The 24,995-nt window shown below is 55.7% G+C and carries 21 protein-coding genes; 11 read left to right on the forward strand and 10 right to left on the reverse strand.

The features are described from left to right. Nucleotides 1-2 precede the first annotated feature (2 nt). The gene (locus BHE81_RS24260; RefSeq protein WP_002884953.1) at nucleotides 3-359 is read left to right on the forward strand and encodes an MmcQ/YjbR family DNA-binding protein; all 357 of its coding nucleotides are present in this window, start codon (nucleotides 3-5) and stop codon (nucleotides 357-359) included. On the opposite strand, the gene uvrA is transcribed toward BHE81_RS24260, so the two are convergent. After that, nucleotides 360-3,185, reverse strand: a complete 2,826-nt coding sequence (gene uvrA, locus BHE81_RS24265) for an excinuclease ABC subunit UvrA (RefSeq protein WP_149888840.1) — start codon at nucleotides 3,183-3,185, stop codon at nucleotides 360-362. 251 nt (nucleotides 3,186-3,436) lie between these two features. Between uvrA and ssb1 the strand changes: the two genes are divergently transcribed. Then, nucleotides 3,437-3,961, forward strand: coding sequence for a single-stranded DNA-binding protein SSB1 (gene ssb1, locus BHE81_RS24270; protein WP_004151744.1), 525 nt, complete (start codon nucleotides 3,437-3,439; stop codon nucleotides 3,959-3,961). 124 nt (nucleotides 3,962-4,085) lie between these two features. Here ssb1 and BHE81_RS24275 read toward each other — a convergent pair whose 3' ends face one another. Next, nucleotides 4,086-5,666: a lytic transglycosylase F gene (locus BHE81_RS24275; RefSeq protein ID WP_023302354.1), complete on the reverse strand. Its 1,581-nt coding sequence runs from the start codon at nucleotides 5,664-5,666 to the stop codon at nucleotides 4,086-4,088. A 586-nt stretch (nucleotides 5,667-6,252) separates the two neighbouring features. Between BHE81_RS24275 and BHE81_RS24285 the strand changes: the two genes are divergently transcribed. Next, nucleotides 6,253-8,511: a TonB-dependent siderophore receptor gene (locus BHE81_RS24285; RefSeq protein WP_021441030.1), complete on the forward strand. Its 2,259-nt coding sequence runs from the start codon at nucleotides 6,253-6,255 to the stop codon at nucleotides 8,509-8,511. A gap of 263 nt (nucleotides 8,512-8,774) precedes the next feature. On the opposite strand, the gene BHE81_RS24290 is transcribed toward BHE81_RS24285, so the two are convergent. The 3 genes from BHE81_RS24290 to BHE81_RS24300 form a co-directional block, all read right to left on the reverse strand. Further along, nucleotides 8,775-9,143, reverse strand: a complete 369-nt coding sequence (locus BHE81_RS24290; protein ID WP_004177844.1) for a helix-turn-helix transcriptional regulator — start codon at nucleotides 9,141-9,143, stop codon at nucleotides 8,775-8,777. Between the two features lie 33 nt (nucleotides 9,144-9,176). Then, nucleotides 9,177-10,937, reverse strand: a complete 1,761-nt coding sequence (locus BHE81_RS24295) for a tannase/feruloyl esterase family alpha/beta hydrolase (protein ID WP_004177843.1) — start codon at nucleotides 10,935-10,937, stop codon at nucleotides 9,177-9,179. A 373-nt stretch (nucleotides 10,938-11,310) separates the two neighbouring features. Further along, on the reverse strand, nucleotides 11,311-11,541 hold the full coding sequence (locus BHE81_RS24300; RefSeq protein WP_004146634.1) for a potassium:proton antiporter: 231 nt from the start codon (nucleotides 11,539-11,541) through the stop codon (nucleotides 11,311-11,313). 21 nt (nucleotides 11,542-11,562) lie between these two features. On the opposite strand from BHE81_RS24300, the gene bamA reads away from it, so the two are divergent. Next, nucleotides 11,563-13,986, forward strand: coding sequence for an outer membrane protein assembly factor BamA (bamA, locus tag BHE81_RS24305; protein ID WP_023285711.1), 2,424 nt, complete (start codon nucleotides 11,563-11,565; stop codon nucleotides 13,984-13,986). Nucleotides 13,987-14,537: 551 nt separating this feature from the next. After that, nucleotides 14,538-14,891 carry an anti-adapter protein IraM gene (gene iraM, locus BHE81_RS24315; RefSeq protein WP_002885039.1) on the forward strand — a complete coding sequence of 118 codons (354 nt, stop codon included), beginning with the start codon at nucleotides 14,538-14,540 and terminating at the stop codon, nucleotides 14,889-14,891. A gap of 38 nt (nucleotides 14,892-14,929) precedes the next feature. Here iraM and BHE81_RS24320 read toward each other — a convergent pair whose 3' ends face one another. From BHE81_RS24320 to BHE81_RS24330, 3 genes are read right to left on the reverse strand one after another with little or no spacing between them, the layout of a single operon-like run. After that, the gene (locus BHE81_RS24320) at nucleotides 14,930-15,691 is read right to left on the reverse strand and encodes an inositol monophosphatase family protein (RefSeq protein WP_004198387.1); all 762 of its coding nucleotides are present in this window, start codon (nucleotides 15,689-15,691) and stop codon (nucleotides 14,930-14,932) included. 10 nt (nucleotides 15,692-15,701) lie between these two features. Then, complete coding sequence (locus BHE81_RS24325; RefSeq protein ID WP_002885046.1) at nucleotides 15,702-16,715, reverse strand: LacI family DNA-binding transcriptional regulator; 1,014 nt, start codon at nucleotides 16,713-16,715, stop codon at nucleotides 15,702-15,704. Then, nucleotides 16,712-17,482 carry an MBL fold metallo-hydrolase gene (locus tag BHE81_RS24330; RefSeq protein WP_002885048.1) on the reverse strand — a complete coding sequence of 257 codons (771 nt, stop codon included), beginning with the start codon at nucleotides 17,480-17,482 and terminating at the stop codon, nucleotides 16,712-16,714. Before BHE81_RS24330 ends, BHE81_RS24325 begins: the two co-directional genes overlap by 4 nt. 163 nt (nucleotides 17,483-17,645) lie before the next feature. On the opposite strand from BHE81_RS24330, the gene BHE81_RS24335 reads away from it, so the two are divergent. From BHE81_RS24335 to BHE81_RS24350, 4 genes are read left to right on the forward strand one after another with little or no spacing between them, the layout of a single operon-like run. After that, nucleotides 17,646-18,677, forward strand: coding sequence for an ABC transporter ATP-binding protein (locus tag BHE81_RS24335; RefSeq protein ID WP_004177837.1), 1,032 nt, complete (start codon nucleotides 17,646-17,648; stop codon nucleotides 18,675-18,677). Between the two features lie 29 nt (nucleotides 18,678-18,706). Further along, entirely contained in the window at nucleotides 18,707-19,846 is a 1,140-nt protein-coding gene (locus BHE81_RS24340) for an extracellular solute-binding protein (RefSeq protein ID WP_004177835.1), read from the forward strand. A gap of 59 nt (nucleotides 19,847-19,905) precedes the next feature. Further along, the gene (locus BHE81_RS24345; protein ID WP_004177833.1) at nucleotides 19,906-20,739 is read left to right on the forward strand and encodes an ABC transporter permease; all 834 of its coding nucleotides are present in this window, start codon (nucleotides 19,906-19,908) and stop codon (nucleotides 20,737-20,739) included. Beyond that, nucleotides 20,736-21,593 carry an ABC transporter permease gene (locus BHE81_RS24350; RefSeq protein ID WP_004186517.1) on the forward strand — a complete coding sequence of 286 codons (858 nt, stop codon included), beginning with the start codon at nucleotides 20,736-20,738 and terminating at the stop codon, nucleotides 21,591-21,593. Before BHE81_RS24345 ends, BHE81_RS24350 begins: the two co-directional genes overlap by 4 nt. A gap of 46 nt (nucleotides 21,594-21,639) precedes the next feature. Here the strand turns inward: BHE81_RS24350 and BHE81_RS24355 are convergent, their stop codons facing one another. Then, on the reverse strand, nucleotides 21,640-21,921 hold the full coding sequence (locus BHE81_RS24355) for a YjcB family protein (protein ID WP_004177826.1): 282 nt from the start codon (nucleotides 21,919-21,921) through the stop codon (nucleotides 21,640-21,642). A gap of 506 nt (nucleotides 21,922-22,427) precedes the next feature. On the opposite strand from BHE81_RS24355, the gene BHE81_RS24360 reads away from it, so the two are divergent. Next, nucleotides 22,428-24,032, forward strand: a complete 1,605-nt coding sequence (locus BHE81_RS24360) for an EAL domain-containing protein (protein ID WP_023283136.1) — start codon at nucleotides 22,428-22,430, stop codon at nucleotides 24,030-24,032. Here BHE81_RS24360 and soxS read toward each other — a convergent pair. Next, on the reverse strand, nucleotides 24,017-24,346 hold the full coding sequence (gene soxS, locus BHE81_RS24365) for a superoxide response transcriptional regulator SoxS (protein ID WP_004151738.1): 330 nt from the start codon (nucleotides 24,344-24,346) through the stop codon (nucleotides 24,017-24,019). The genes BHE81_RS24360 and soxS overlap by 16 nt on opposite strands. Before the next feature lie 84 nt (nucleotides 24,347-24,430). Here soxS and soxR point away from each other — a divergent pair, with 84 nt between their 5' ends. Further along, entirely contained in the window at nucleotides 24,431-24,889 is a 459-nt protein-coding gene (gene soxR / locus BHE81_RS24370) for a redox-sensitive transcriptional activator SoxR (protein WP_002885077.1), read from the forward strand. Nucleotides 24,890-24,995 lie beyond the last annotated feature (106 nt).

Here is a 24,995-nt window from a genome sequence, read left to right on the forward strand (position 1 = left end):
AGATGACAATTTCGGAGTTATTACAGTACTGCATGGCGAAACCGGGAGCAGAGCAGAGCGTCCACAGCGACTGGAAAGCCACGCAGATTAAGGTCTCAGACGTGCTGTTTGCCATGGTGAAGGAGGTTGAGGACCAGCGGCCGGCGGTCGCGCTGAAGGCGAGTCCGGAGCTGGCTGAGCTGCTGCGTCAGCAGCATCGCGATGTCCGGCCCAGCCAGCATCTCAATAAAGCGCACTGGAGCACCGTCTATCTGGATGGCTCGCTGCCGGATTCGCAAATCTACTACCTGGTCGATGCGTCTTATCAGCAGGCGGTGAAAATGCTGCCGGAGCCGGTCCGGCAGCAGCTTACCCGCTAATTATTTCAGCATGGGCTTGAGGAAGCGCGCGGTGTGCGAGGCTTCGCACTCGGCGACGGTTTCCGGCGTACCGGAGACCAGGATTTCGCCGCCGCCGCTGCCGCCTTCCGGGCCGAGATCGACAATCCAGTCGGCAGTTTTAATCACATCGAGGTTGTGCTCAATCACCACGATGGTATTGCCCTGATCGCGCAGCTGGTGCAGCACTTCCAGCAACTGCTGGATATCGGCGAAGTGCAGACCGGTGGTCGGCTCATCGAGGATATACAGCGTCTGGCCGGTACCGCGCTTGGACAGCTCGCGCGCCAGCTTCACGCGCTGCGCCTCGCCGCCGGACAGAGTCGTCGCCGACTGGCCAAGGCGGATATAGGTCAGGCCGACGTCCATCAGGGTTTGCAGCTTACGCGCCAGCGCCGGTACGGCATCAAAGAATTCACGCGCCTCTTCAATGGTCATATCCAGCACTTCGTGGATGGTCTTACCCTTGTACTTAATCTCCAGCGTTTCGCGGTTATAGCGTTTGCCTTTGCACTGGTCGCACGGCACGTAGATATCCGGCAGGAAGTGCATTTCGACCTTGATCACTCCATCGCCCTGGCAGGCTTCGCAGCGCCCACCGCGAACGTTAAAGCTAAAGCGCCCCGGCGTATAGCCGCGTGAGCGAGACTCCGGTACGCCGGCGAACAGCTCGCGCACCGGGGTAAACACCCCGGTATAGGTTGCCGGGTTGGAGCGCGGCGTCCGGCCGATCGGGCTCTGGTCGATATCGATCACTTTATCGAAATGTTCCAGCCCCTGGATATCGCGATACGGCGCTGGTTCGGCGATGGTCGCGCCGTTGAGCTGGCGCTGGGCAATCGGGAACAGGGTATCGTTGATCAGCGTGGATTTACCCGAGCCGGAGACGCCGGTGATGCAGGTAAACAGGCCCACTGGCAGGGTCAGCGTTACATCCTTCAGGTTGTTGCCGCGCGCGCCGGTCAGCTTGAGGACTTTTTCCGGGTTGGCGGGCACGCGCTGTTTCGGCACTTCAATTTTGCGTTTACCGCTCATGAACTGGCCGGTCAGGGATTCCGGTACCGCCATAATGGCCTCCAGCGGCCCTTCCGCTACTACCTGGCCGCCATGAACGCCAGCGCCGGGACCGATATCGATCACATGGTCGGCGGCGCGAATGGCGTCTTCGTCGTGCTCAACGACGATCACCGTGTTGCCTAAATTACGCAGGTGGATCAGGGTGCCGAGCAGGCGTTCGTTATCGCGCTGGTGCAGGCCGATAGAGGGTTCATCCAGCACGTACATCACGCCAACCAGCCCGGCGCCAATCTGGCTTGCCAGACGGATACGCTGGGCTTCGCCGCCGGAGAGCGTTTCCGCCGAGCGGGAGAGCGTCAGGTAGTTGAGGCCGACGTTGACGAGGAATTTCAGACGATCGCCAATCTCTTTCAGCACTTTTTCGGCGATTTTCGCCCGCTGGCCGGAGAGCTTCAGATTGTTGAAGAAATCCATCGCATGGCCGATGCTCATATCGGAGATGGTCGGCAGCGGGGTGTTTTCCACAAACACGTGGCGCGCCTCGCGACGCAGACGCGTGCCGTCGCAGCTGGCGCACGGACGGTTGCTGATGAACTTCGCCAGCTCTTCGCGCACCGCGCTGGATTCCGTCTCTTTGTAACGGCGCTCCATGTTATGCAGCACGCCTTCGAACGGATGGCGGCGCACCGAGGTATCGCCGCGGTCGTTCATGTATTTGAATTCAATACTTTCTTTACCTGAACCGTACAGCACCACTTTCTGCACGTTGGCGCTGAGGGTGCCCCATGGCGCTTCGACGTCGAATTTATAGTGCTCCGCCAGCGACTTCAGCATCTGGAAGTAGTAGAAGTTACGCCGATCCCAGCCGCGGATGGCGCCGCCCGCCAGCGACAGCTCGGGATTTTGCACCACGCGATCGGGATCGAAATATTGCTGCACGCCGAGGCCGTCGCAGGTCGGGCAGGCGCCCGCCGGGTTGTTAAAGGAGAACAGACGCGGCTCCAGCTCGCGCATGCTGTAGCCGCAGATCGGGCAGGCGAAGTTGGCGGAAAACAGCAGTTCTTCCGCTTTCTCATCATCCATATTAGCCACAATGGCGGTCCCGCCGGAGAGCTCCAGCGCGGTTTCAAACGACTCGGCCAGGCGCTGCGCCAGATCGTCGCGCACCTTGAAGCGGTCGATGACTACCTCAATGGTGTGCTTCTTCTGCAGCTCCAGCTTCGGCGGATCCGACAGATCGCAGACCTCGCCGTCGATCCGCGCGCGGATGTAGCCCTGACTGGCGAGGTTTTCCAGGGTTTTAGTGTGCTCGCCTTTGCGCTCTTTAATAATGGGCGCCAGCAGCATCAGGCGCAGGCCTTCCGGCTGGGCGAGGACATTATCGACCATCTGACTGACGGTTTGCGCCGCCAGCAGCACGTCGTGATCCGGACAGCGCGGTTCGCCGACGCGGGCGTACAGCAGACGCAGATAGTCGTGAATTTCGGTAATAGTACCCACCGTCGAGCGGGGGTTGTGAGAGGTTGATTTCTGTTCGATGGAAATCGCCGGCGACAGCCCTTCGATATGGTCGACGTCCGGCTTCTCCATCAGCGACAGGAACTGTCGCGCATAGGCGGAGAGCGATTCGACGTAGCGACGCTGGCCTTCGGCATACAGGGTGTCGAAAGCGAGTGAAGATTTGCCAGACCCGGAAAGCCCGGTGACGACAATGAGTTTGTCGCGCGGGATAACGAGGTTGATGTTTTTGAGATTATGGGTGCGGGCGCCCCGAACTTCGATCTTATCCATTCACCTTTCCCGGTAGGTAGATACACGGATTGCCTGGTTTGCTTAAAGGACAAACGGCAGAAACGGCTAATTATGACACAATTTAACCTGAATGAATATACAGTGTCGGAATGCAAATTCGGGTCGAGTGTGCAACAATGTCGTAGCCGGGTACTATCTCTGGAATCAGCCTCGCAGCTATTAAAATGCTACGTGGAAATGGTACACTCGCGCGTTTACACTATTAAGAAACGTATTCAGGAGACACGAACATGGCCAGCAGAGGCGTAAACAAGGTGATTCTCGTCGGTAATCTGGGGCAGGACCCGGAAGTACGCTACATGCCAAGTGGCGGCGCTGTCGCCAACTTCACGCTGGCAACTTCCGAATCCTGGCGTGACAAGCAGACCGGCGAAATGAAAGAGCAGACCGAGTGGCACCGCGTTGTGCTGTTCGGCAAACTGGCGGAAGTCGCTGGTGAGTATCTGCGTAAAGGCTCTCAGGTGTACATTGAAGGCCAGCTGCGTACCCGCAAGTGGACCGATCAATCCGGTCAGGACAAATACACCACCGAAGTGGTGGTGAACGTGGGCGGCACCATGCAGATGCTGGGCGGCCGTCAGGGCGGCGGCGCACCGGCAGGTGGCGGCCAGCAGCAGGGCGGTTGGGGTCAGCCGCAGCAGCCGCAGGGCGGCAACCAGTTCAGCGGCGGCGCGCAGTCCCGTCCGCAGCAGCAGGCCCCGGCAGCGCCTTCCAACGAACCGCCGATGGACTTCGACGACGACATCCCGTTCTAAGGCTTGCCTTAGGCGCACTGTCTGCGCAGTCGAAAACAGAAAGCCCCGGTTTCGCCGGGGCTTTTTCTTTGTTATTCCTGCACCGTCATTTCAGGATGGAATTTGACCTACGGTAACGAGCGATTCAGATGACGGGCACCTGAGCGGTGGCGGCTGTCGCCACGCTGGGCTGCGGTTTGGCTGGCTGCGCCACCGGCTCCTGCCGCGGTACGGCCGTCGCTTTCTGTTTGCGGGCCATGTCATCGACGATCAGCCGATAGGCGATGTAATACTTATAGATATTGCTGACGTAGGTTACCGTCTCGGCGCCAATTTTTTCTGCCGCCATATTTTCGACGTTACCGAACCAGACGTTCGGGTCAAATCCTCGCTGTTTAGTCATGGTGCGCAGGCGGGCGATACGCGCCGGACCCGCGTTATAGGAGGCAAAGGTAAACAGCGCTTTATCGAGCCGGGTCATGGGCTCATCGGCATAGTACCGATCCATCATCCAGCGCATGTATTTCACGCCGGCATGGATATTGGGATCCAGCTGTTTAATATCGCCCACCTTCAGCTCTTTTCCAGTGCTGGGCATCACCTGCATAACGCCGATGGCGCCGACGTGGCTCCGTACCGACTGATTCAGCCGCGACTCCTGGTATCCCTGGGCCGCCATCAGCAGCCAGTCGACGTCGTAACGATCGCCGTACTTGCGGAAGACATCTACCATCGCGAGGAATTTGCGTCGTTCCTTACTCGCCGCGGCATTTTTGACATATTTAGCATTTTTCAGGTAACGCAGCAGGAGAGTATTGCCCAGCGTGGTGCCCTGACGATTCTTTTTGACGAAGTTGTTCAGTACCGTCAGCAGCTGCGGGCTGCCTTTGCGTACCGCCCAGGCAATGTCGCCGCCGTCGCGCAGCACCACATTGTCATGGACCTGAATTTTTGGAAACACCTGTTTCCAGAACAACGCTTTATGCTGATCGACGACGATCAGCGGAATCAGCCCGGCGTTGAGCATTTCCAGCAGATCTTCATCCTCCAGCGCTTCCGGCGCCGCCTCCAGTATCACCGGTGGGCGCGACTCACCGGCAAATCGGGCGTTCAGCGCTTGCAGGCTGTCGTAATAGCTGGAGGAGCGGCGAACAAAGACGGTTTGACCAGAGAGTTGCTCCAGGCTGTCGACCTTCGGTGAAGCCGGGCCGGAGATCAGTAATTCTTTCACGTTGCTGTAGAGCGGCTGGGCGAAATCGACCTGTGCTTCCCGCGAGGGCGTGATAGTCAGATTGGCAGCCGCAATATCGCCTTTACCTTCATTAAGCGCGATAAAGAGATTGTCCCGACTGACCGGCACAAAAACGATATGCAGCTTCAGGTGGCGCTGTTTGAGCTTTTTATCCTTCGCTAGCTGTTTATTCAGATCGTTTTCCAGCGCGATAAAAATGTCGTGCGTCGCCCCGCGCTGGGTGCCTTTATCAATAAAAAAGAAGGTCTTGCTGTAGGTGGTTAATACCCGAATGGTACGACGGTCGATCATGCCAGGCAAATCGCCTCTCCATGGCCGTAGCATATCGTCGATATGAATCGATAGCGTGTTGTCTTCGGCTGCTGCCGGCGGCGCTTTTTCCGCCTCTACTGCCGGCAGCAGAGGAGCGAATAACAGTGTCGCGAGGCAGGTGAGCCAGGCGATAAACAGACGTGATAGCGAGTAGGCGTTCATGGAGGAATACTCCGCAGGGGATGTGATTATTTTAGCAGAACGGCCGCCGTTAGCTGGGAACGACAAGGGCGTAAAAAACATAACAATGCCGACAAATAGTTTTCTCCCATTTTATCGCTTACTATTAATGTTTTTTATCTTTAATTTAACTATGGAGATAATATGGCGAAAATGTGTGTTTTTAATGATAAATAGAAAATAATGATGATGTTTTTATTTTATTTCTCCCCATCTGTTTTGTTGTAACCTTTTGATTGTTAGTGTTTATTTTATTTTTCTCCGATATTGATTATTATCATCTTGATAATGAATCTCATTTTTATTACCGTAACACGGCACATTACTCTAATGACACGCTGTCTGGATTACGCTATCAAAGAATAGCGCGCAGCGCTTTTTCTCTAATGATGAAACAGGGCACTTAATTTTATTATGTCTCACGCTGTTTTTTTATTCCCATTAATGCCGGGAAGGCGCTGACCTGCGCCAAAATCTGGCGAGGCGCTGAGGCAAGTATTTTATCCCATTGTTTTTTCAATTGGGGAAGGCGTTATGCCCGACAGCAACAGAAAACAGGGCATATTCTATGAAATACACGTCTCACTTCCCGCTGGGGATCGTCATTCCTTTGCTCGCCTGTAGCGTGCCGCTGCAGGCGGCAGAGAACATGACCGAACAATCGACGCCTGACGAGAGCGCCGCCACTGCCGAAAATCACGAGGAGACGATGGTCATAACCGCCGCCAGGCAGAACCTGCAGGCGCCGGGCGTGTCGACCATCACCGCAGAAGAGATCCGCAAACATCCCCCCGCCCGCGATGTGTCGGAGTTAATTCGTACGCAGCCCGGGGTAAACCTGACCGGCAACTCTACCAGCGGGCAGCGCGGCAACAACCGGCAAATTGATATCCGTGGCATGGGGCCCGAGAATACGTTGGTGCTGGTCGATGGTAAACCGGTGACCAGCCGTAACTCGGTGCGGTATGGCTGGCGCGGCGATCGTGACTCCCGCGGCGATACCAGTTGGGTGCCAGCGGAGATGATCGATCATATCGATGTGATCCGCGGCCCGGCGGCGGCGCGCTATGGTAATGGCGCGATGGGTGGGGTCGTCAACATCGTGACCAAACCGACCACACCAGAATGGCACGGGTCGTGGAATACCTATATGAACGCTCCGCAGCACCGTAAAGAAGGGGCGACGAAACGTACTAACTTTAGCCTCAATGGTCCGCTGTCGGACAGTGTCAGCTTCAATCTCTGGGGTAATCTGAGTAAAACCCAGGCCGATGCGCAGGATATTAACGCCGGGCATGAAGCGGAACGTACCGGTTCCTACGCCGGTTCTTATCCCGCCGGACGTGAAGGGGTGGTGAACAAAGATATTCACAGTAAGCTGCGCTGGGAGTTTGCCCCGATGCAGGCCCTGGAGTTTGAGGCCGGTTACAGCCGCCAGGGTAATCTCTATGCCGGCGACACACAAAACACCAATACCAGTACGCTGGTGAAGAGTATGTACGGGAAAGAGACCAACCGTCTCTACCGGCAAACTTACGGCGTAACATGGACCGGCGGCTGGGATAATGGCGTGACCAGCAACAGCTATGCCCAGTACGAACACACCCGTAACTCGCGAATGGATGAAGGGCTGGCGGGCGGTACGGAAGGGATCTTCTCCAGTAGCGAGTTTTCAGATATCGATCTGGCCGATGTCCTGCTACATAGTGAAGTGAATATTCCGTTTACGCTGGGGGTCGATCAGAATCTGACGCTGGGGACAGAATGGAATCAGCAGCGGATGAAAGATGGCGTATCGACAACCCAGGCGCTCTCTTACGGCACTATCGATGGCGTATCGGCTACCGGTCGTAGCCCGTACTCCAGCGCCGAGATCTTCTCGCTGTTTACCGAAGATAATATGGCGCTAACGGACAGCATCATGCTGACACCCGCTCTGCGCTTCGATCACCACAGCATCGTCGGCAATAACTGGAGCCCCTCACTGAACCTGTCTCAGGAGCTGACGGACGACTGGACGCTGAAGCTGGGCATTGCCCGCGCTTACAAGGCGCCTAACCTCTACCAGTTGAACCCGAACTATATTCTCTACAGCAACGGTCAAGGCTGTTACGCCAGTAGTTCCGCCTGCTATCTGATGGGGAATAGCGATCTGAAAGCGGAGACCAGCGTTAATAAAGAGATTGGTCTTGAGTACAAGCATGATGGCTATCAGGCGGGGATCACCTGGTTCCGTAACGACTATCACAATAAGATTGAGTCAGGGTATGCGGCGGTGGGTACCGCCAGCAACGGCACCACCAATATCTATCAGTGGGAAAACGTACCAAAGGCGTTAGTGGAAGGCCTGGAAGGAACGCTGAATCTGCCGGTGGGGGAGGCGGTTAACTGGAGCAATAACCTGACCTGGATGCTGCAGAGCAAGAATAAGACGACCGGCGACCGGCTGTCAGTGATCCCGCAGTTTACCCTGAACTCGACCCTAAGCTGGCAGGTTCGTGAAGATCTCTCCCTGCAGAGCACCTTTACCTGGTATGGTCGACAGAAACCAAAACGCTTCAATTATAAGGGCGAGGCGGTCAGCGGCAGCGAACTAAACGAAGTCAGCCCATACAGCATTGTCGGCCTCAGTGCGACCTGGGATGTGAACAAAAATCTGAGCTTCACCAGCGGGATAGATAACCTGTTTGATATCCGCCACTACCGGGCAGGGAATGCGCAAACGACCGGCAACGCGACGACGGGAGCTTATCTGTATGGCGCGGGTGCCGAGACCTATAACGAGTCGGGGCGGACCTTCTTTATGAGCGTTAATACTCATTTCTGATGATCCTGATGAGGAGTAAACCGGGTGCAACGCGACCCGGTTTTTTTATTTCAGATGAGAGCGGAGGTGGCGGTTATAAATCGTGACAAAATCTTCACGCCCTCTACATTATTAGCTCAACATATCCTTTTATACTGATTTCCGTCGCGCAAGGTCGTTGATCCCGACCGGGTTCGATAATAGCATCCTGCTATTTCCCTTCTGTAATATCCCCTGTCCCCCTTCCATTCCCAACCGCAGCGATGCGGAGGAGGGGGACCTCCTTATTTTTGCCGCGTGATCTGATAGCGATACTGAGTGGGCGTGAGCGCATGATATTTTTTGAAGGTACGATTAAACGCACTGAGATCGTCATAACCGACCATCATACAAATATCGACGATTCGGTAACCAGGCGTTGTCAGTAATAAACGGCGACACAGCGACATGCGCTGCTGGCGGATATATTCCATTGGCGAACGATCAAAATAATGACGGAAGAGCCGAAACAAATGCCAGGGGGAATAACCAGAGATATCGCTCAGATCGTCGACGGTCAGTTTCTTATCCAGATTATTATCGATCCACAAGAGCAGGTCGCTTAATACCGATTGCTGGAGCGTTTTGCTACGCATAATTGCGGCCAATCCCATAACGCAGGGCTCCTCAGTGAGGAGCCCTGGGGTTTATTGAACAGTGAGTGTGCCGTGGCGAACCTGATAATTTTTTTGATTATCAGGGCCAATATAGTCGCTGGCGGGTTTTGCCAGCTGCAGATGACCAAAGGCGGTTGTTTGCTCTGCATGATAATTTTCGCCGTCATTCACGTCGCCGCGCCCGTTATAACGGGCAATGGCCGGGAAGGGATACACCGGACGAGTCGCGATAACCGCTGGAGCGGCGTCAGCGTAAGGCTGACTGACTTTCTGCACGCCGTGAAACTGCGTTTGCGCATCTGGTTTTTCTGTCATCGGCGGCAGGTCGGCAGCGGCTGTTGCCCGTTTGCCGGCCATGATCTCCTGCGGCGCGATGCCTTCCTCGGTCCAGCGCATCAGCGGGGTAAGGAGATCAATTTGATCGTAACCTTCGCCATTACCGCAATGGGCTACCCCAGGCAGCAGGAATAACCGCAGGAAGGTATCCGTTGCGGCATGGCCCATCTCTGCTTCTACGCCGCGATAATAGGCGATAGAAAAGGCCGGGCTGACGGAGTCATCGGCCAGACCGTGCCAGAGGATAAGCTTGCCGCCGCGCTGTTGATAGGCATGAAGATTGGTATTTGCCGCGTTATAGAGCGGCGCCAGTTGGGCGACGGCGTCAAAATTCTGCTGGTTAAGCGGGAAATCCCGCATCGATTGGATCTTCTGTTTTTCTCCTGGCAGGAGCACGGATTGCAGAGCCGGTAGTACCATCATTTCCGACATTGAGTGGCCGGTCGGCGTCTCGGGCACCGGCCAGCGTAGCTCGGAACCCAGCGGCAGACCGCCCGCGACGAACTGGGCGCCGTGGCTGTCGTAAGCGCCGCGGTAGAGCTTTTTCACCACCTCGATCTCTTCCTGCGTCAGGCAGGTAGAACGGTCCCGAGCATCGGCAGGACAGCGGGGGAGCCATGACTCAGAGAACTGACAGGCATACGGATTTTGCAGGACACCATCCTGCACGCCGGAAAGCGTCGGGCAGTGAGCCAGCACGGCCTGGTGAATCAGAGGAAGGCGATTTTTCAGCAGGATAGCGGTACCGTCCGGGCGCTGATTGGCGGCCACATTCCAGCCGTGGAAGAAGGAGTTCTGAAACTGGAAAAAGGCCGCTGGCGCGCCAGCGCTGATACCGTCAAAATCCTGCGGAAAGCGCTGCGCTTCCATCAATGCTTCGCGACCGCCGTCTGAGCAGCCCATAAAGTAGGCATACTTTGGCGGCTGGCGGTAAAGCGTCTGCATCACCGCTTTGGCCAGCACGGCGGTCAGGTGGTTGGCGCGCCAGGCAAAATCGATGCGCTTTTGCGGATCTTCGGCCCATGACGCATCCATCATACTGCCATGGTGCCCCATATCGGTTGCTGCCACCACAAACTCGCCGTTCATTGCCGGCAGGCAGCCGCTGGCATTCGACAGACTCAGGTTAATACTCCCGCACAGTCCGCCACAGCCGACCTGCAAAAAACGTTGACTCCAGCGTTGAGTCGGCAGGGCAATCTGCACGCCAATCTCAGGGGCGATAGTGGCGCTCACCTTGCACCAGCTTCCCTGCGCGGAGGTCTGCATTTCAGTGTGATTGATAGTGACCTTTGCGCCAACGGCCGCGCTGAAGTCGGTAGCGCTTAGCGCATCGCATGTCAGCGCGGGAAGAACGATCGGCAGACTGGCGACAGCCTGCGTGGGTGAAGCGAACGATAACCCGAAGAGGGCGCAGAGGATGATGGGCAAGATTGTCTTGAGTAAGCGTGTCATACGCAGTTCCCTGTGGCTGATGATGGGAGGCGGCAGGATGGCGAAACCTATGCCTCACCTTCCCTGGCGAGGCGCCACTGCTTGGCTATTGTAGATAACGATAGACTTTCCTTGATGCCTTGATAAGGCGACCCTACTGTATTCTGCTATTTTGAGGAAAATATGGAGATGTTTGCCAACGGCGTCTGGCGGTGAATTCGGGGTAGAATGTTGTGATATCAGTTGCATAATTTATTCAATTTCTCTTCATTAAATCTGCTGGGTTGCAGGTTATTTTTCTCCCTGTTCCTGGTGATCCCAGAGAGCATCATTCCTAACGAGATCCTTCCCCCTTTCCATTAATAAGAAAGGGGGCTTTTTATTAATAAAACGTTCAGGCAAATCTAAATATAGTACTGGTGTTGGCCATTAGAACAATGCGCTTCAGAAAAAGTTCCATCATTAAATATATTTTTAAAGATGCTTTAATATCCATTTTTTCTCCATTTTGTCGCCATAATTGCATGTAATTCTGCGCCTCGCTCAGGTTATTTTCTGTCGCATATTTTAGAGATGCATCCTGAACAAATAAGCTCAACGCCAGCAGGACACTGCTATTGCTCATTATCTCGTAGACGACACATTCATGTTAAAAAAGACTCATATCATCAGCGGATTATTGATCACCCCTTTAACGTTATATGCCGCAACATCATATCAAGTTGATGATATCCGTTTTGAAGGGCTACAGCGCGTGACCGTCGGGGCGGCGCTATTAAGTATGCCATTGCACGCGGGAGATGCGGTGACGCCAGAAGATGTCAGCGAGGCAGTGCGCGCGCTGTATGCGAGCGGCAATTTCGAAAATGTGCAGATCCTGCGCGATGGGAAAACGCTGGTGGTGCAGGTTAAGGAACGGCCCACTATTGCCAGCGTCAGTTTTTCCGGGAATAAGGCAGTGAAGGATGATGCGCTAAAGGAAAATCTCACCGCATCCGGTATTTCTGCAGGTAGTGCACTGGATCGAAATTCGCTTAGCGAAATAGAAAAGGGGTTGCAGGATTTCTATTACAGCGCGGGGAAATACAGTGCGCAGGTTCACGCGGTGGTGACCCCGTTACCGCGTAATCGCGTTGACTTAACGTTCGTCTTTCAGGAAGGCATCTCGGCGAAAATCGCACAAATAAACATTATCGGTAATCAGGCGTTTCGGGAAGAGACGCTCCTGGACCAGCTTCAGCTACGTGATAATGTGCCGTGGTGGAACGTGGTAGCCGATAAAAAATACCAGAAGCAGAAGCTGGAAGCCGATCTGGAAACGCTGCGCAGTTTTTATCTCGATCGCGGCTATGCGCGCTTTGCTATCGAGTCCACGCAGGTCAGTATGACGCCAGATAAAAAATCCCTGTATATCACTATCGCCCTCAATGAAGGCGAACGTTATCGGGTCGACCGAACTCAGGTGACAGGCGATCTGGCTCAGCATGGGCCGGAGATCGAGGCGCTTGCCCAGCCGCTGGCGGGGGCATGGTATAGCGGGGCGCAAGTCACCACGGTTGAAAATGAGATCAAAAAGCATTTTGGTAAGTATGGTTATGCCTGGCCGCAGGTGACGTCCACGCCGGAAATCGATGATGCGCATCACCGCGTGGTGCTGCATATTCAGGTCAACGCGGGCCGCCGCTACTCGGTACGCCAGATCCGCTTTTCCGGTAACGACACCTCCCGGGACGCGGTGCTGCGTCGTGAAATGCGCCAAATGGAAGGGGCGTGGCTCAACAACGAAAAAGTCGATCAAGGGAAGGTACGTCTTGATCGAACGGGTTTTTTTGAGAACGTTGAACAGCAGATCGTTCCGGTCAATGGAACGGCGGATCAGGTCGATGTGGTCTACAAGGTGAAGGAGCGCAACACCGGCTCATTCAACGTGGGCCTGGGATTTGGTACGGACAGCGGCGTGAGCTATCAGCTTGGCGTGACGCAGGATAACTGGCTGGGAACGGGTAATAGCGTGAGCTTCAACGGGACGCGCAACAGCTACCAGTCTTATCTTGAACTGGGGGCGACGAACCCGTGGTTTACCGTAGATGGCATCAGCCTGGGCGGAAAGATTTTTTATAACAGCTATGATGCTTCTGATGCGGATGCCGGGAGCTACAACCAGCAGAGCTATGGTTTAGGTAGTACGCTAGGGTTTCCCATTAGCGAAAATAACTCCCTGAACCTGGGACTGGATTATGTCCATAATCGCCTGACCAATATGGATCCGGAGCTGACGACCTGGCGCTACCTCAGCTCTCGGGGAATCGAGCCCAGCGTAGTGACGAAAGATGGCGACAGCGGCGCAAAATATAGCGCCAACGATTATTTTGTGAGTCTTGGATGGGGCTACAACGATCTCGATCGCGGCTTCTTCCCGCGTGCGGGAAACAAGAGCAGCCTGAGCGGTAAAGTGACGCTCCCCGGTTCGGATAATAGCTACTACAAACTCTCTTTTGACACCGCCCAGTATCTGCCGCTGCGCGAGAACAAGCGCTGGGTCTGGATGGAACGCCTGCGCGCAGGCTATGCCGGCGGGTTAGACGGCAAAAGTGTGCCGTTCTACGATAACTTTTACGCTGGCGGTTCGTCGTCAGTGCGCGGATTTTCTTCTAACACCATTGGGCCTAAAGCGGCCTATTACCGCTGTAACGGTAGCGAAAGCAGCTATAGCGCCTGCCCGCTGGACGCCTCGTCTGATGCGGTCGGCGGGAATGCCATGGCGGTGCTGAACAGCGAATTTATCATTCCAACCCCCTTTGTGAATGACAAATACGCCGATAGTCTGCGAACCTCGCTGTTTGTTGACGCGGGGACGGTCTGGAGTACATCCTGGCACAACACCGCGCAGACGCTGGCGGCAGGGATCCCTGACTACGGCGATCCGAGTCATATTCGTCTCTCCGCGGGGATTGCCGTGCAGTGGATGTCTCCCCTCGGTCCACTGGTCTTCTCCTGGGCAGAGCCGTTTAAAAAGTACGATGGTGATAAAGCAGAACAGTTTCAGTTTAATATCGGCAAAACCTGGTAGGGCTCCAACGGGGCCTGATAGACCGGCGTGGCTATATTCTGTGGACTGTCCTCCGATATAGCGATTGAGCAGAATATACTCAACCGCTATGTCGATATTATCGCTAAGGAATACGATCTGGCGGGACACCCACGACATTTACCCGAGCGCGGTCTGCGGGCCTCGCGGGCCTGGTGACGTACGACGAGGTAACCGCGCAATAAATAGCTGCCTGCTACTATCCTCTCTTCTTGCCAAACCGCGGGTAATACTCAGTGCTGCATCATCTAATACCAATGGCTGAGGCCTCATCCAGAGGGACTAAGACGTATTGTAAATTAAGTTTATATTATCTTATTTTTTATTATATTTTCTTTTTTAAGGGTAATTTGGCTGTTTTTCATCAGGCCTAACCATAAATTTAGAGAGGGAAATGAAACGTTACTAATAATGGAGTATGTCGTTAGGAATTGTCTTAAATCACATAATTGCCAGGGGCGCTTGCGATTTATAACAATGAATGCTATCACTATATATTGTAATAATTTGTAGCATCTTTATAAGGAAGGAATATGAAATGGACTATTCTTAATACCCTGATCTGCCCGCAATCTGGTATCGCCTTCTCGGCTATATCCAGTCTGCGTTTCTTGAAATTTATCATGTGGTACGAGGCCGATGTAATCCTGTTGCCCGGTGAGTCGATAAGACTCTATTCCTCGAGAGTTTTAATTAATGACCAGTATCATTCATTAAAAATCTATAATATTACGGTGTACGACGAGGCGCAGTGGGAAAAATTACGCGAGCGACCATCGTGCCCGTACCATGCCGGTGGCGAGCGGTCTGACTCCTGTTTTTACCAGTCCTTTTGCACGATTAAGCGTTGCCCGAATAATATTCCCCGCAGTGAACCCTGGCGTTAGCCAGTCCACGCCGCCGGTCAGACACCGGCGGCGTGGCGTCATTTCGCCAGCAGGGCGGCCAGTCGAGGCTGGACGCTTGCGCAGCCGGCCAGCACGAGGTTGCCTCGCCGCAGGCCCGCATTGGCGAGAAACGCATTGCACGTTCCGCCCGCCTCCTCAATCAATAGCATGCCTGCCAGCGCATCCCAGCTGTTCATATGCGCTTCATAATAGGCGTGGAGCTGACCGGCGGCGACATGCGCCAGCATCAGGGCGCCCGCGCCAAAACGGCGATACTCCAGACCGGCGTCGAGCAGCGTGTCGATGGCCCGGGCGTAGTCGCTGGCCGGGGCCCGGCTGGAGCGCCCCATGCCGATCACCACCGCATCGGGCTCCGGCTCGCGTAGCGTCAGGCGCCGACCGTTGAGATACGCGCCTTCGCCGCGGGCGGCGAAGAAAAATTCATCGCGATCGGGGGCGTAAATGATGCCGAGCGACAGCTCGCCCTGGCACACTCGCGCCAGTGAGATGCACCAGTAATCCATGCCGAGGATAAAGTTGGTGGTGCCATCGACAGGATCCAGCACCCAGACGGTCTGGTCGTTGCCTTCAAAACCGCTCTCCTCGCCGAGGAAACCCTCCTCGGGAAAGTGGGCCTGCAGCCAGCCTTTAATCTCTTGTTCTACCGCGAGATCCGCCTGCGACACAAAGTCCTGGCGCGCTTTTTTATCGACCTGTAATCCCGCATCGCGCAGCGCCTGGGCGTGGGCGCCTGCCTGGCGAATCAAGGCGCATAATGACTCTCGTTGTGCTTCCGTCATAGTCCTGCTCTCAGATAACAAAGGGCGACGTGCGCCGGTGAATTAAGGTTACCTCCACCCAGGTGGTGCGTGAAGGTTGCGAAGGGTCGGCGGCGCGCTCCAGAAGCCGGGCGAGCGCCTGGCGGGCGATCGCCGCCACATCCTGATGTAGCGTGGTGAGCTGATAGCTATATTGCGCGGTCGTCGGCGTGTTATCAAAACCAATCAGCTGAAAATCCGCCGGAGCCTCTCTGCCGCGCTGGCGCATTCCATCGAGAAAGCCACAGGCAAGCTGGGCGTTGGCGCAGAAGATCCCCTCCAGCGCCTCGTCGGCGAGCGCCGCAGCCTGTAACCCGCCCGCGTAACCTTCTTGCTGACAGGCGAGGATCGCCAGGTGGCGTTCGACGTCCACTCCGCGCGTTTGCAGCGCCCGGCCGAACGCTTCCCCGCGCATGCGGCCGGCCCAGGTGGAAGGATGGTGGTTGAGCCAGCCAAAGCGCTGACAGCCGCTGCGCAGCAGTTGGTCGGCGGCCAGTTCGGCGCCGGCGGCGTTGTCAGAACAAACGTAATCCACGCCGGGGATCGTCGGCTGACGATTAATGCCCACGACCGGAATATGCTGCTGGACGCACTCGTTCACCAGCGCCTCCGGCGGCTGGCCGGAGGTGACGATAACGCCGGAGACGCGAAACTGAGCGAAACGGCGCAAGGTCTGCGCCAGATCCTGCTCGCTGTGGATCTCGCTCACCAGCGCCTGAAAGCCCTGGCGCTGGATCTCGTTAAGCAGCGCATCAAGCAGGGTACTGCGAAAAGGATCGCTGATGCGCGAGACGATCACGCCGATTAAGTGGCTGCGCTGACGGTTCAGCCCCTGGGCGAGGAAGTTAACCTGATACCCCAGCTCTTCGGCGGCGCGCAGTACCCGCGCCCGGGCGTCGGGAGAGATGCTGCCGTTGTTGCTCAACGCCCGGGACACCACTGCCCGGGAGACGCCCGCTCGCCGGGCAACATCCTGGGCGGTGACGCTGGGTTTGCGTGGGTTCATAGGAGGTACGTCTCGTCAGTGGGCGTGGGACGCGGCAGCGTTAAGGTGAGTCCATCCCGGGAAACGAATAAGCCCGGCCACGGCTGACAGGCCTGCTTTAGCGCCGACAGGGAAGCATCCTCGCAGTGATAGAGCCCCATCGCCGGGAGCTGCAGCGTTCTGAACAGCATCAGGCAGGAGGGGAAATCGCCATGCGAGGCGTCATCGTCCAGGGCTGCTACCGAGGCGCACTCCTGAAACGCCAGCCCGGCGCCGGCCATCAGGGCTATCGAGTCGGCGGTCGGTCGGCCATCGCCGCTGTAAAACAGCGTCTGCCCGGCAATGGTGATGCGGATGGCGCGATTACTCAGCTCATGCTGGGTGGGGGCAGTGCGGATCTGCCAGTCCTGCCACGTCCAGGCTTCGCGGCATTCCTGCCAGTCGATGGTGAAACCAAGGTCCGCCTGCGGCCAGTTCGCCAGCGCGGCCAGCTGCATGAGCACCGGCTGCTGCGCCGGCTGGCAGTAGATAATGACTGGCTTCTGACGGGAATAACTTTTCCAGTGGTTCAGTAGCGCCGTCAGGCCGGTGCAGTGGTCCGGGTGAACGTGGGTGAAGTAGATCGCGTCGATATCGTTGACCTCGCCGCCGCGCTGCCAGAGCGCGCGGGGAACGGTGGGGCCGCAGTCGATTAACCACTGTTTGTTGTCCGCATCGATCACCCGCAGCGCGGAGGTATTTTGCGTGCAGGAAAAGGCGCTTCCGCAGCCAAGCACATCTATTTTCATTTACCCTCGCCAAAATTTTTTGCCGCTTAATTAAATTGTCATAAATACCCGACAAAGTAGGCTCACATCATGTCGAGTCAACGTTGCATTTTTTTTACAGCCAAATGAACACGTGTTCACCTTGCTAAAAAAAATGCCGCAGCAGCGCTTTCAGGTAGCGAATATGAGTTATTTACAGATCTCCGGCCTTAAAATTAGTTATGGCGATAAGGTGGTTTTACATAATATCGATCTGGCGGTAGAGCAGGGAGAGATGATTGCTCTACTGGGCCCGTCGGGATGCGGAAAAACCACGCTGCTGAACGCCCTCTGCGGCTTTATTCCGGTGCAAAGCGGCGAGGTGGCTATTGCCAGCCGAACGATCACTCATCTTGCGCCGGAGCAGCGCAATATCACCATGGTATTTCAAAGCTACGCCCTGTGGCCGCACCTGACGGTAGCGCGCAATATCGGCTATGGCCTGAAGCTGCGCAAATGGCGCGGGGCGGATATCGCGCGGCGGGTGGCGGAGCTGCTGCGAATAGTCAATCTCGAAGGGCTTGGCGAGGTGAAAGTGACCGAACTGTCGGGCGGCCAGCGGCAGCGGGTGGCGCTGGCGAGAGCCCTGGCCATAGAGCCCCAGGTGCTGGTGTTGGATGAGCCGTTATCTAATCTGGATGCCAAAGTGCGCCTGAATGTGCGCCATGAAATTAAATCTCTGCAAAAGAGACTGGGGTTCACGTCATTAATTGTCACCCACGATCAGCAGGAAGCCTTAGTGATGGCGGACCGCATTGCGGTATTAAATCAGGGGCGTATTGAACAAACCGGCACGCCTGAAGAAATATATCAACGCCCCGCGACGCCCTTCGTCGCTGATTTTATGGGGGCCGATAATAAAATAATTTCCGGTGAATTATCCGCTGCCGCAATATCCGGTTTATCTGCCGCTCAGCAGGGTGACAACGTTATTTATTTTCGCAGCGCCGATGCCGCGCTCGCTGAATTAACGCAGCCTGCGCCGCAGGAGGGGCTGGCTCTGGAAGGCGTGGTGGAGCAAAGCGCGTTTCTGGGCAATCTGTATCGTCACAGCGTGCGCTGCCATGACCGCCTGCTGCTGGCGGATGCCGCGCAGTGCTGGCCGACAAAAAGCCGCGTTCGGCTCCATGTGCCAACGCCGGCCCTGCATATTTTTCCTTTACCACTATCACAGTGATATCAGCGTGTTCATTCTGGGGACAATCCATGTTGACTAAGACGAAAGCAGCGATCGTAACGACCCTCTTCCTGAGCCTTGGCGCACAGGCCGACACCATTCTCAACGTCGCCACCGCGGGCGATCAGAATATGGTGGATTATGTAAAAACCTGGCTGGGGCCAAAATTTGAAGCCGCTCATCCCGGCGTCAAGGTGCGGGTGATCGGTACCGGCCCCGGCGACGCCGGGTCGAATAAAATTAGCGAGAAGCTAACGGCCCAGCAGGAGAGCGGCGCGCAGCAGTGGGATATCGACGTCGCGGTAGTGCACCAGAAGGCGGGCGGTGAGCAGGTGGCAAAGGGATTGCTGCAAAAATACCGTCAGGATATTCAGACCGGCGGCATGGTGAGTTCGCCGAGCGCCACCCAGGCGCTGGGCGTTAACGTTGACGGATACGTGATGCCGATGTTCTTAAGCCAGACCGCTATCGCCTGGAACAGCGATCTGGTCACTACCCCGCCGGCGTCGTATGACGAGCTGGTGGCCTGGACGCAGAAACACCCGCAGGCTTTTGGCTATAACGGCATCAAGAACGGCATGTCCGGCGTCAGCTTTGTGGTGGGCTGGATCTACGCCTACGGGACCGACGCCCAGCGTCTCTCCGCCGGGCCCTATGATAAAAGCGTCGAAAAAGGCTGGCAGCAGGCCTATGAGAAGCTAAAGGCGTTCAATAAAAACGTAACTTTTACCCCGGGCAACGCCGGGACGCTCGATATGCTGAGCCGGGGGGAAATCGCCATGGGCCCGGTGTGGGTCGATATGTTCTATAGCTGGAAAGATCAGGGCAAGCTGCCGCCGTCGATCAAGCTTGCTTTACTGGCGCCGGGCATGCCGGGCCAGCCGATGTATTACGTCATCCCGGCGAAGGCGGCGAATCCGCAGCTGGCGCGCGACTTTATCGCGCTGGCCACCAGCCCGGAAGTGCAGGCGCAGGGGATCGTCAAGCAGTTCAACTGGTATCCGGGCATCGACGCCGGGCAGGTGAAGCCGAAGCTGGATGCGGCGACCTGGCAAAAGCTGTTTGCCGAAATCTCGCCGGAAGCGCTGGCGAAGTATGGCAAAAGCTTCCCGATCGCCCCCTACTTTGACGATATCAAAGAGGGTTACGAAAGCCAGGTGGCTAATTAAACCTTTTCCAGCCCGGGCCGCCGTCCCGGGCGCTTGCTTGTGCTGACGCCAGGTTTATTATGTCCAGTTCATTAAAATATCTGCTGCTGGTTGCCCCGGCGGCGCTGATGATCGCGATCCTGTTTTTGTATCCGCTGGGGTTTTCGCTGGTCTCGGCGTTTACCGCGCCGGGACAGCCGTTCACCCTCGATCACTTCCGCAAGGTCTATGCGCTCTACGCCAGCGATGTGCTCTTTTCGCTGCTTATTGTGCTGATCTCGGTGGCGCTGTTAGCGCTGCTCGCCATTACCCTGTCGGCAGTGATTGCGCTGTCACCCTGCCGACCCGTTGTGCGTCTGCTGGGTTTTTTGTATCGCCTGCCGCTGTTTATTCCTTTTATCGTTGTTGCCCAGATGATGCGCACTTTTCTCGCCAAAAATGGCCTGATGAACAATGCGCTGGTGGCGGCCGACCTGGTCACGCCGCTGGAGACGCTCTCCTGGCTGGGATGGAAAGGGATAGTGATCACCTTTGTCTGGAAGCAACTGGCCTTTGCCACGCTGCTGATCTGCGGGGCGATGGCGGCGCTGGAGTCGTCGCAGATCCTTGCTGCACGTAATCTTGGCGCCTCCCGGCCGCGGATCCTGTTCGATATCATGCTGCCGCAGGTCCTGCCGACTATCGGCGTGGCGCTGGTGCTGTCGACGGTGACCATGATGTCGGTGCTGTCGGTACCGTTGATGATCGGCGTGGGGACCCCGACGATGCTAACCGTGGATATGGCGTTTCGCGTCAATTCCTATGGTGATTACGCGGTGGCGAATGCGCTTGGCGTGGTGTCGCTGGCGATCTGCGGCGCGCTGTCGTGGTTTTACCTGCGCCACAGCCTGCAGCAAAAAGGCGGTGAATCATGAAAGCGCTGGCCCTCGTATCAACCCCGGCATGGTGGGTGAAAGGGCGCCGTAAAGTGCGCGCCAGTCCGGTGCTGCAGACCCTGCTGCTGCTGTTTATGCTGCTGGCGATGTTTGGTCCGCTGCTGAACCTGTTGATCTGGACCGTAGCGGAAAGCTGGTATTTTCCCCATTCGCTGCCCAGTCGGTGGGGGCTGAAGTACTGGTATCAGGTTTTCAATCCATACAGCGATGTCTCTAGCTCGCTGTTAACCAGCGTGCTGATCGCTCTGTTATCGGTGGGGGTCTGTTTGCTGATTTCCGTACCCGCCGGCTATGCGCTTTCCCGGCGGAAAATGCCATTACGGATGCTGTTCATGCTGCTATTTCTTATCCCGCAGGCCTTTCCTAACCTGACGGTATACATGAATGTTGCCCGATTGTTTTATCAGTGGGGATTGAACGGCAGTATCGCAGGGGTGGTGCTGGTGCATAGCGTCCACGGCCTGATGTATTCGGTGTGGATCTGTGTAGCCGCGTTTTCAGCCATCGACCCGCTGCTGGCGCGGGCGTCGCGTAACCTTGGCGCCGGGCCAGTGTATACCTTCTGGCACATTGTGCTGCCGCAGGCGGCGCCGGGGATCGTTGCCGCCAGCATCTTTGTTTTTCTGGAGTCGCTGGATGAGTTTACCGGCACTTTCTTCGTCGGGGCGCCGGATATCACCACGCTGCCGCTGCTGCTCTATAACGCCAGCATGTCGGGTAACTATCAGGTCTCGTCGATTACCGCGCTGATTTTGCTGGCCCCATCGCTGCTCTTTATGGTGGTGATCCATAAATTTATGCGTCCGGAGATGATGGCGAAATTAGGGAAATAAGGGCTGCAGAAAACGAAAAAGCTTCCCGTCGGGAAGCTTTTTAACCTCAGGTCATCATCATTGGCCATTCTGGCGGTGTCTGACTCATGACTTCAATCATCACATCTTTGATATTGCCCCAGATTTTGGCCATATCGAGCAGGGTGATACCGAGCAAACCGGTGGCGAACCAGCAGGCGGCGGCCAGGCCGAGGCAGCTGCAGATCACCGCCAGACCGGCGTAATCGCTTTTGCGAAGCTGAATATTCAGTGAGCTGGCGAGAAACATCAGTACCGCGCTCACCAGGGGCCAGCGCAATAATACGACACTGGTAGTAATGGAAGCCATTAACCTATCCTCAAAGAAAGTCGGGAGCCATGGACGACCTGACGCGACTGACGATGGCATAGCGCTCTGGTCTCAACTGGCGTACTAGAGAGTGATGAAACGCCATTTCTGTTTCATCAACTTGTGTGAACTATATCACACTTGGCGCTTTATTCACCAGTCAAAAAATGAGCTTTTGCTGCGTTTAATAACTATGAAATTTGTGTGGATATTGATGAGCAACCCCGGGAAGCATATTTTCATTCACTGCCTAATGATTATTATTCTGCGGGTTTTATTACCTGTTCTTGTTTATTACACGGAGAAACCGAGTCAGATGCGCGTCTATTCTTAATCTTGCCGGAATATCTTCCGAATACCTGATAAATAAGTATTATTCATCACCATCAGAGGTAAAACTGACGCTCGTGAGGGCTGTCGGATGTCAGCTGATGTCTATCGCAATCGCGATTGCTAACGTGTTCGGGCTACCTTAATTAAGGCATATCGCATGGATGTAAGCGTAAATGGGTGACAGTGCGCCGCATAAGGCGCTAAGAGTCATCGGAACAGGTTTGGTTATTTTATTGCCAGTGGTGCTGGCATTGTGGTTTGCCCAGCTGCGGGCTAAAGCCGAAACCATTGATCAATTACACTCATTTTCGCAGCTGGCGCTGCAAAAAACGGAAATGGTCATCCGGGAAGCGGATCAGGCTCGGGCTAAAGCCAGCCAGTATCGCGGTGAGTTGTGTTCAGCGGATCACCAGCGTTATTTACTGCATATTGTGCGCGGCCTGCTGTATGTGGAAGATCTGATCTACGCTAACGGCCAGCGCTTTATCTGTTCAACGTCCGTTCATCAGCAAACCGGCTGGCGGATGCCGGCGGCTAATTACACCAAAAAGCCGGATGTCGCGATTTACTATTACCGGGACACGCCGTTTTATCCGGGCTTTGCCATGAATTATATGCAGAAGGGGCCCTATGTTGTGGTGGTTAATCCCTTCTCGTACAGCTCGGTGATCGCCAGCGACCGCGATTTAGCCTATGGCGTTTTCGATACCAAAACCAACCTCTTTTTCTCGGTAAGTAACAATGTCGAGCCCGCGGAACTCCATGCGTTAATTCGCGAAGGCGATACCTTTTTTAATCAGAATGGCCGGGTGTATACGATCGCCCGCTCCGCTATTCGCCCCATCGCCGTCATTATGTCCACCTCGCGGGCCAGCTACTATCACAACTTTTGTGACCAGGCCAGTCTGACGCTGCCGCTGGGGATAATTTGCAGTATTTTACTGGTGCTGGTGTGGTCGCGCACCCGCCGACAGTATCACTCGCCGCGCAATATGCTGCAGCGGGCTCTGAGCTGCCGCCAGCTGCGCCTGCACTACCAGCCGATTATCGATATTAAAAATAACCGCTGCGTTGGGGCGGAAGCGCTGCTGCGCTGGCCTGGGTTTGACGGTCCGGTGATGAACCCGGCGGAGTTTATTCCGCTGGCGGAAAATGAAGGCATGATTGCCCAGGTCACGGACTACGTGGTGGATGAACTGTTTTATGAAATGGGTGAGTTTCTGGCCAGCCATCCACAGTTGTATATAGCCATCAATCTCTCTGCGTCGGATTTCCATTCGGCGCGGCTGATTTCACAGATCAGTGAGAAAGCGCACAGCTACGCAGTCTGTATCGGACAAATCAAAATCGAAGTGACCGAGCGCGGGTTTATCGACGTACCGAAGACCACGCCGGTGATCCAGGCGTTCCGCGAAGCAGGCTATGAAATTGCCATCGACGATTTCGGCACCGGCTACTCGAATCTGCATAATCTGCACGCGCTGAACGTCGATATCCTCAAAATCGATAAAACCTTCGTCGATACGCTCACCACCAACAACACCAGCCACCTGATTGCTGAACATATCATCGAGATGGCGCGCGGGTTGCGGTTAAAGACGATTGCAGAAGGCGTGGAGACGCCGGAGCAGGTAAGCTGGCTCTACAAGCGCGGCGTACAGTATTGCCAGGGCTGGCTGTTTGCGAAAGCGATGCCGGCGCGGGAGTTTATGCAGTGGTTAGCCAATGCTCCCGCGCCCGCGAACGTGCCTCAGCCGCCGCGTCACGCGGAGATCTGATGGCGATAGTCGCTGGGAGTGCGGTCAAACTCGCGGCGGAACACTCGGGAGAAGGTTTGCTGCGAGACGTAGCCCAGATCCATGGCGATATCAAAGATCGGCCGCTGGGTGGTTCGCAACGCTTCCGCCGCCAGCAGCAGGCGGCGCTGGCGAATATAGTCCCCCAGCGTCTGATGCATCACGGTACGGAACATCCGCTGCAGGTACCACTTCGAGTATCCTGACTTTCTGGCGACTATATCAATGTTAAGTGGTTGATCGATATGTTCATCAATCCATTCAATCAAAGTTTGAATAATATCCTGATGGGACATAAAGCGGCCTCTCTCAATTCTCGATTCGTCGTTTTGTCTGCAGGCGAGTATAATTCCTCAAGTTAACTTGAGGTAAAGCGCTTTATGGAAAAGAAATCACCCCGCATCAAAATGCTGTTGACGCCTGGAGAAGTGGCAAAACGAACCGGCGTGGCGGTCTCGGCCCTCCATTTTTATGAGAGTAAAGGACTGATCCACAGTCAGCGGAATGCCGGCAATCAGCGGCGCTACCGGCGTGACGTTCTGCGCGCGGTGGCGATTATCAAAATTGCGCAACGTATTGGCATCCCGCTGGCCACTATCGGCGATGCGTTTGGCGTGCTGCCGGAAGGGCACAATCTCAGCGCAAAAGAGTGGAAGATGCTGTCATCGCAGTGGCGTGAGGAGCTGGATCGGCGCATTCATACCCTGACGGCGCTACGCGACCAGCTCGACGGCTGTATCGGCTGCGGCTGTTTATCGCGACGCGACTGCCCGCTGCGCAACCCGGGCGATAAACTGGGGGAAGAGGGAACCGGCGCCCGGCTGCTGGAAGACGAGTGATAAAACTAAAGCGCCACAACTGGGCGCTTTAGTTGTTTTCCGGTCTTGGTCTTTCGCATTATCTCGCTGGTTCGCGAGAGGGTTTCCCCCGACGTCGACGTCCCTC

The sequence above is a fragment of the Klebsiella sp. AqSCr genome, assembly GCF_008452795.1.
In the GTDB taxonomy this organism is placed as follows: domain Bacteria; phylum Pseudomonadota; class Gammaproteobacteria; order Enterobacterales; family Enterobacteriaceae; genus Klebsiella; species Klebsiella pneumoniae.

What these genes read in the sequence shown, in the direction of transcription:
- BHE81_RS24260 (WP_002884953.1), top strand. Translation starts at nt 3, where the DNA reads ATGACAATTTCGGAGTTATTACAGTACTGCATGGCGAAACCGGGAGCA.
- uvrA (WP_149888840.1), bottom strand. Translation starts at nt 3,185, where the DNA reads ATGGATAAGATCGAAGTTCGGGGCGCCCGCACCCATAATCTCAAAAAC.
- ssb1 (WP_004151744.1), top strand. Translation starts at nt 3,437, where the DNA reads ATGGCCAGCAGAGGCGTAAACAAGGTGATTCTCGTCGGTAATCTGGGG.
- BHE81_RS24275 (WP_023302354.1), bottom strand. Translation starts at nt 5,666, where the DNA reads ATGAACGCCTACTCGCTATCACGTCTGTTTATCGCCTGGCTCACCTGC.
- BHE81_RS24285 (WP_021441030.1), top strand. Translation starts at nt 6,253, where the DNA reads ATGAAATACACGTCTCACTTCCCGCTGGGGATCGTCATTCCTTTGCTC.
- BHE81_RS24290 (WP_004177844.1), bottom strand. Translation starts at nt 9,143, where the DNA reads ATGGGATTGGCCGCAATTATGCGTAGCAAAACGCTCCAGCAATCGGTA.
- BHE81_RS24295 (WP_004177843.1), bottom strand. Translation starts at nt 10,937, where the DNA reads ATGACACGCTTACTCAAGACAATCTTGCCCATCATCCTCTGCGCCCTC.
- BHE81_RS24300 (WP_004146634.1), bottom strand. Translation starts at nt 11,541, where the DNA reads ATGAGCAATAGCAGTGTCCTGCTGGCGTTGAGCTTATTTGTTCAGGAT.
- bamA (WP_023285711.1), top strand. Translation starts at nt 11,563, where the DNA reads ATGTTAAAAAAGACTCATATCATCAGCGGATTATTGATCACCCCTTTA.
- iraM (WP_002885039.1), top strand. Translation starts at nt 14,538, where the DNA reads ATGAAATGGACTATTCTTAATACCCTGATCTGCCCGCAATCTGGTATC.
- BHE81_RS24320 (WP_004198387.1), bottom strand. Translation starts at nt 15,691, where the DNA reads ATGACGGAAGCACAACGAGAGTCATTATGCGCCTTGATTCGCCAGGCA.
- BHE81_RS24325 (WP_002885046.1), bottom strand. Translation starts at nt 16,715, where the DNA reads ATGAACCCACGCAAACCCAGCGTCACCGCCCAGGATGTTGCCCGGCGA.
- BHE81_RS24330 (WP_002885048.1), bottom strand. Translation starts at nt 17,482, where the DNA reads ATGAAAATAGATGTGCTTGGCTGCGGAAGCGCCTTTTCCTGCACGCAA.
- BHE81_RS24335 (WP_004177837.1), top strand. Translation starts at nt 17,646, where the DNA reads ATGAGTTATTTACAGATCTCCGGCCTTAAAATTAGTTATGGCGATAAG.
- BHE81_RS24340 (WP_004177835.1), top strand. Translation starts at nt 18,707, where the DNA reads ATGTTGACTAAGACGAAAGCAGCGATCGTAACGACCCTCTTCCTGAGC.
- BHE81_RS24345 (WP_004177833.1), top strand. Translation starts at nt 19,906, where the DNA reads ATGTCCAGTTCATTAAAATATCTGCTGCTGGTTGCCCCGGCGGCGCTG.
- BHE81_RS24350 (WP_004186517.1), top strand. Translation starts at nt 20,736, where the DNA reads ATGAAAGCGCTGGCCCTCGTATCAACCCCGGCATGGTGGGTGAAAGGG.
- BHE81_RS24355 (WP_004177826.1), bottom strand. Translation starts at nt 21,921, where the DNA reads ATGGCTTCCATTACTACCAGTGTCGTATTATTGCGCTGGCCCCTGGTG.
- BHE81_RS24360 (WP_023283136.1), top strand. Translation starts at nt 22,428, where the DNA reads ATGGGTGACAGTGCGCCGCATAAGGCGCTAAGAGTCATCGGAACAGGT.
- soxS (WP_004151738.1), bottom strand. Translation starts at nt 24,346, where the DNA reads ATGTCCCATCAGGATATTATTCAAACTTTGATTGAATGGATTGATGAA.
- soxR (WP_002885077.1), top strand. Translation starts at nt 24,431, where the DNA reads ATGGAAAAGAAATCACCCCGCATCAAAATGCTGTTGACGCCTGGAGAA.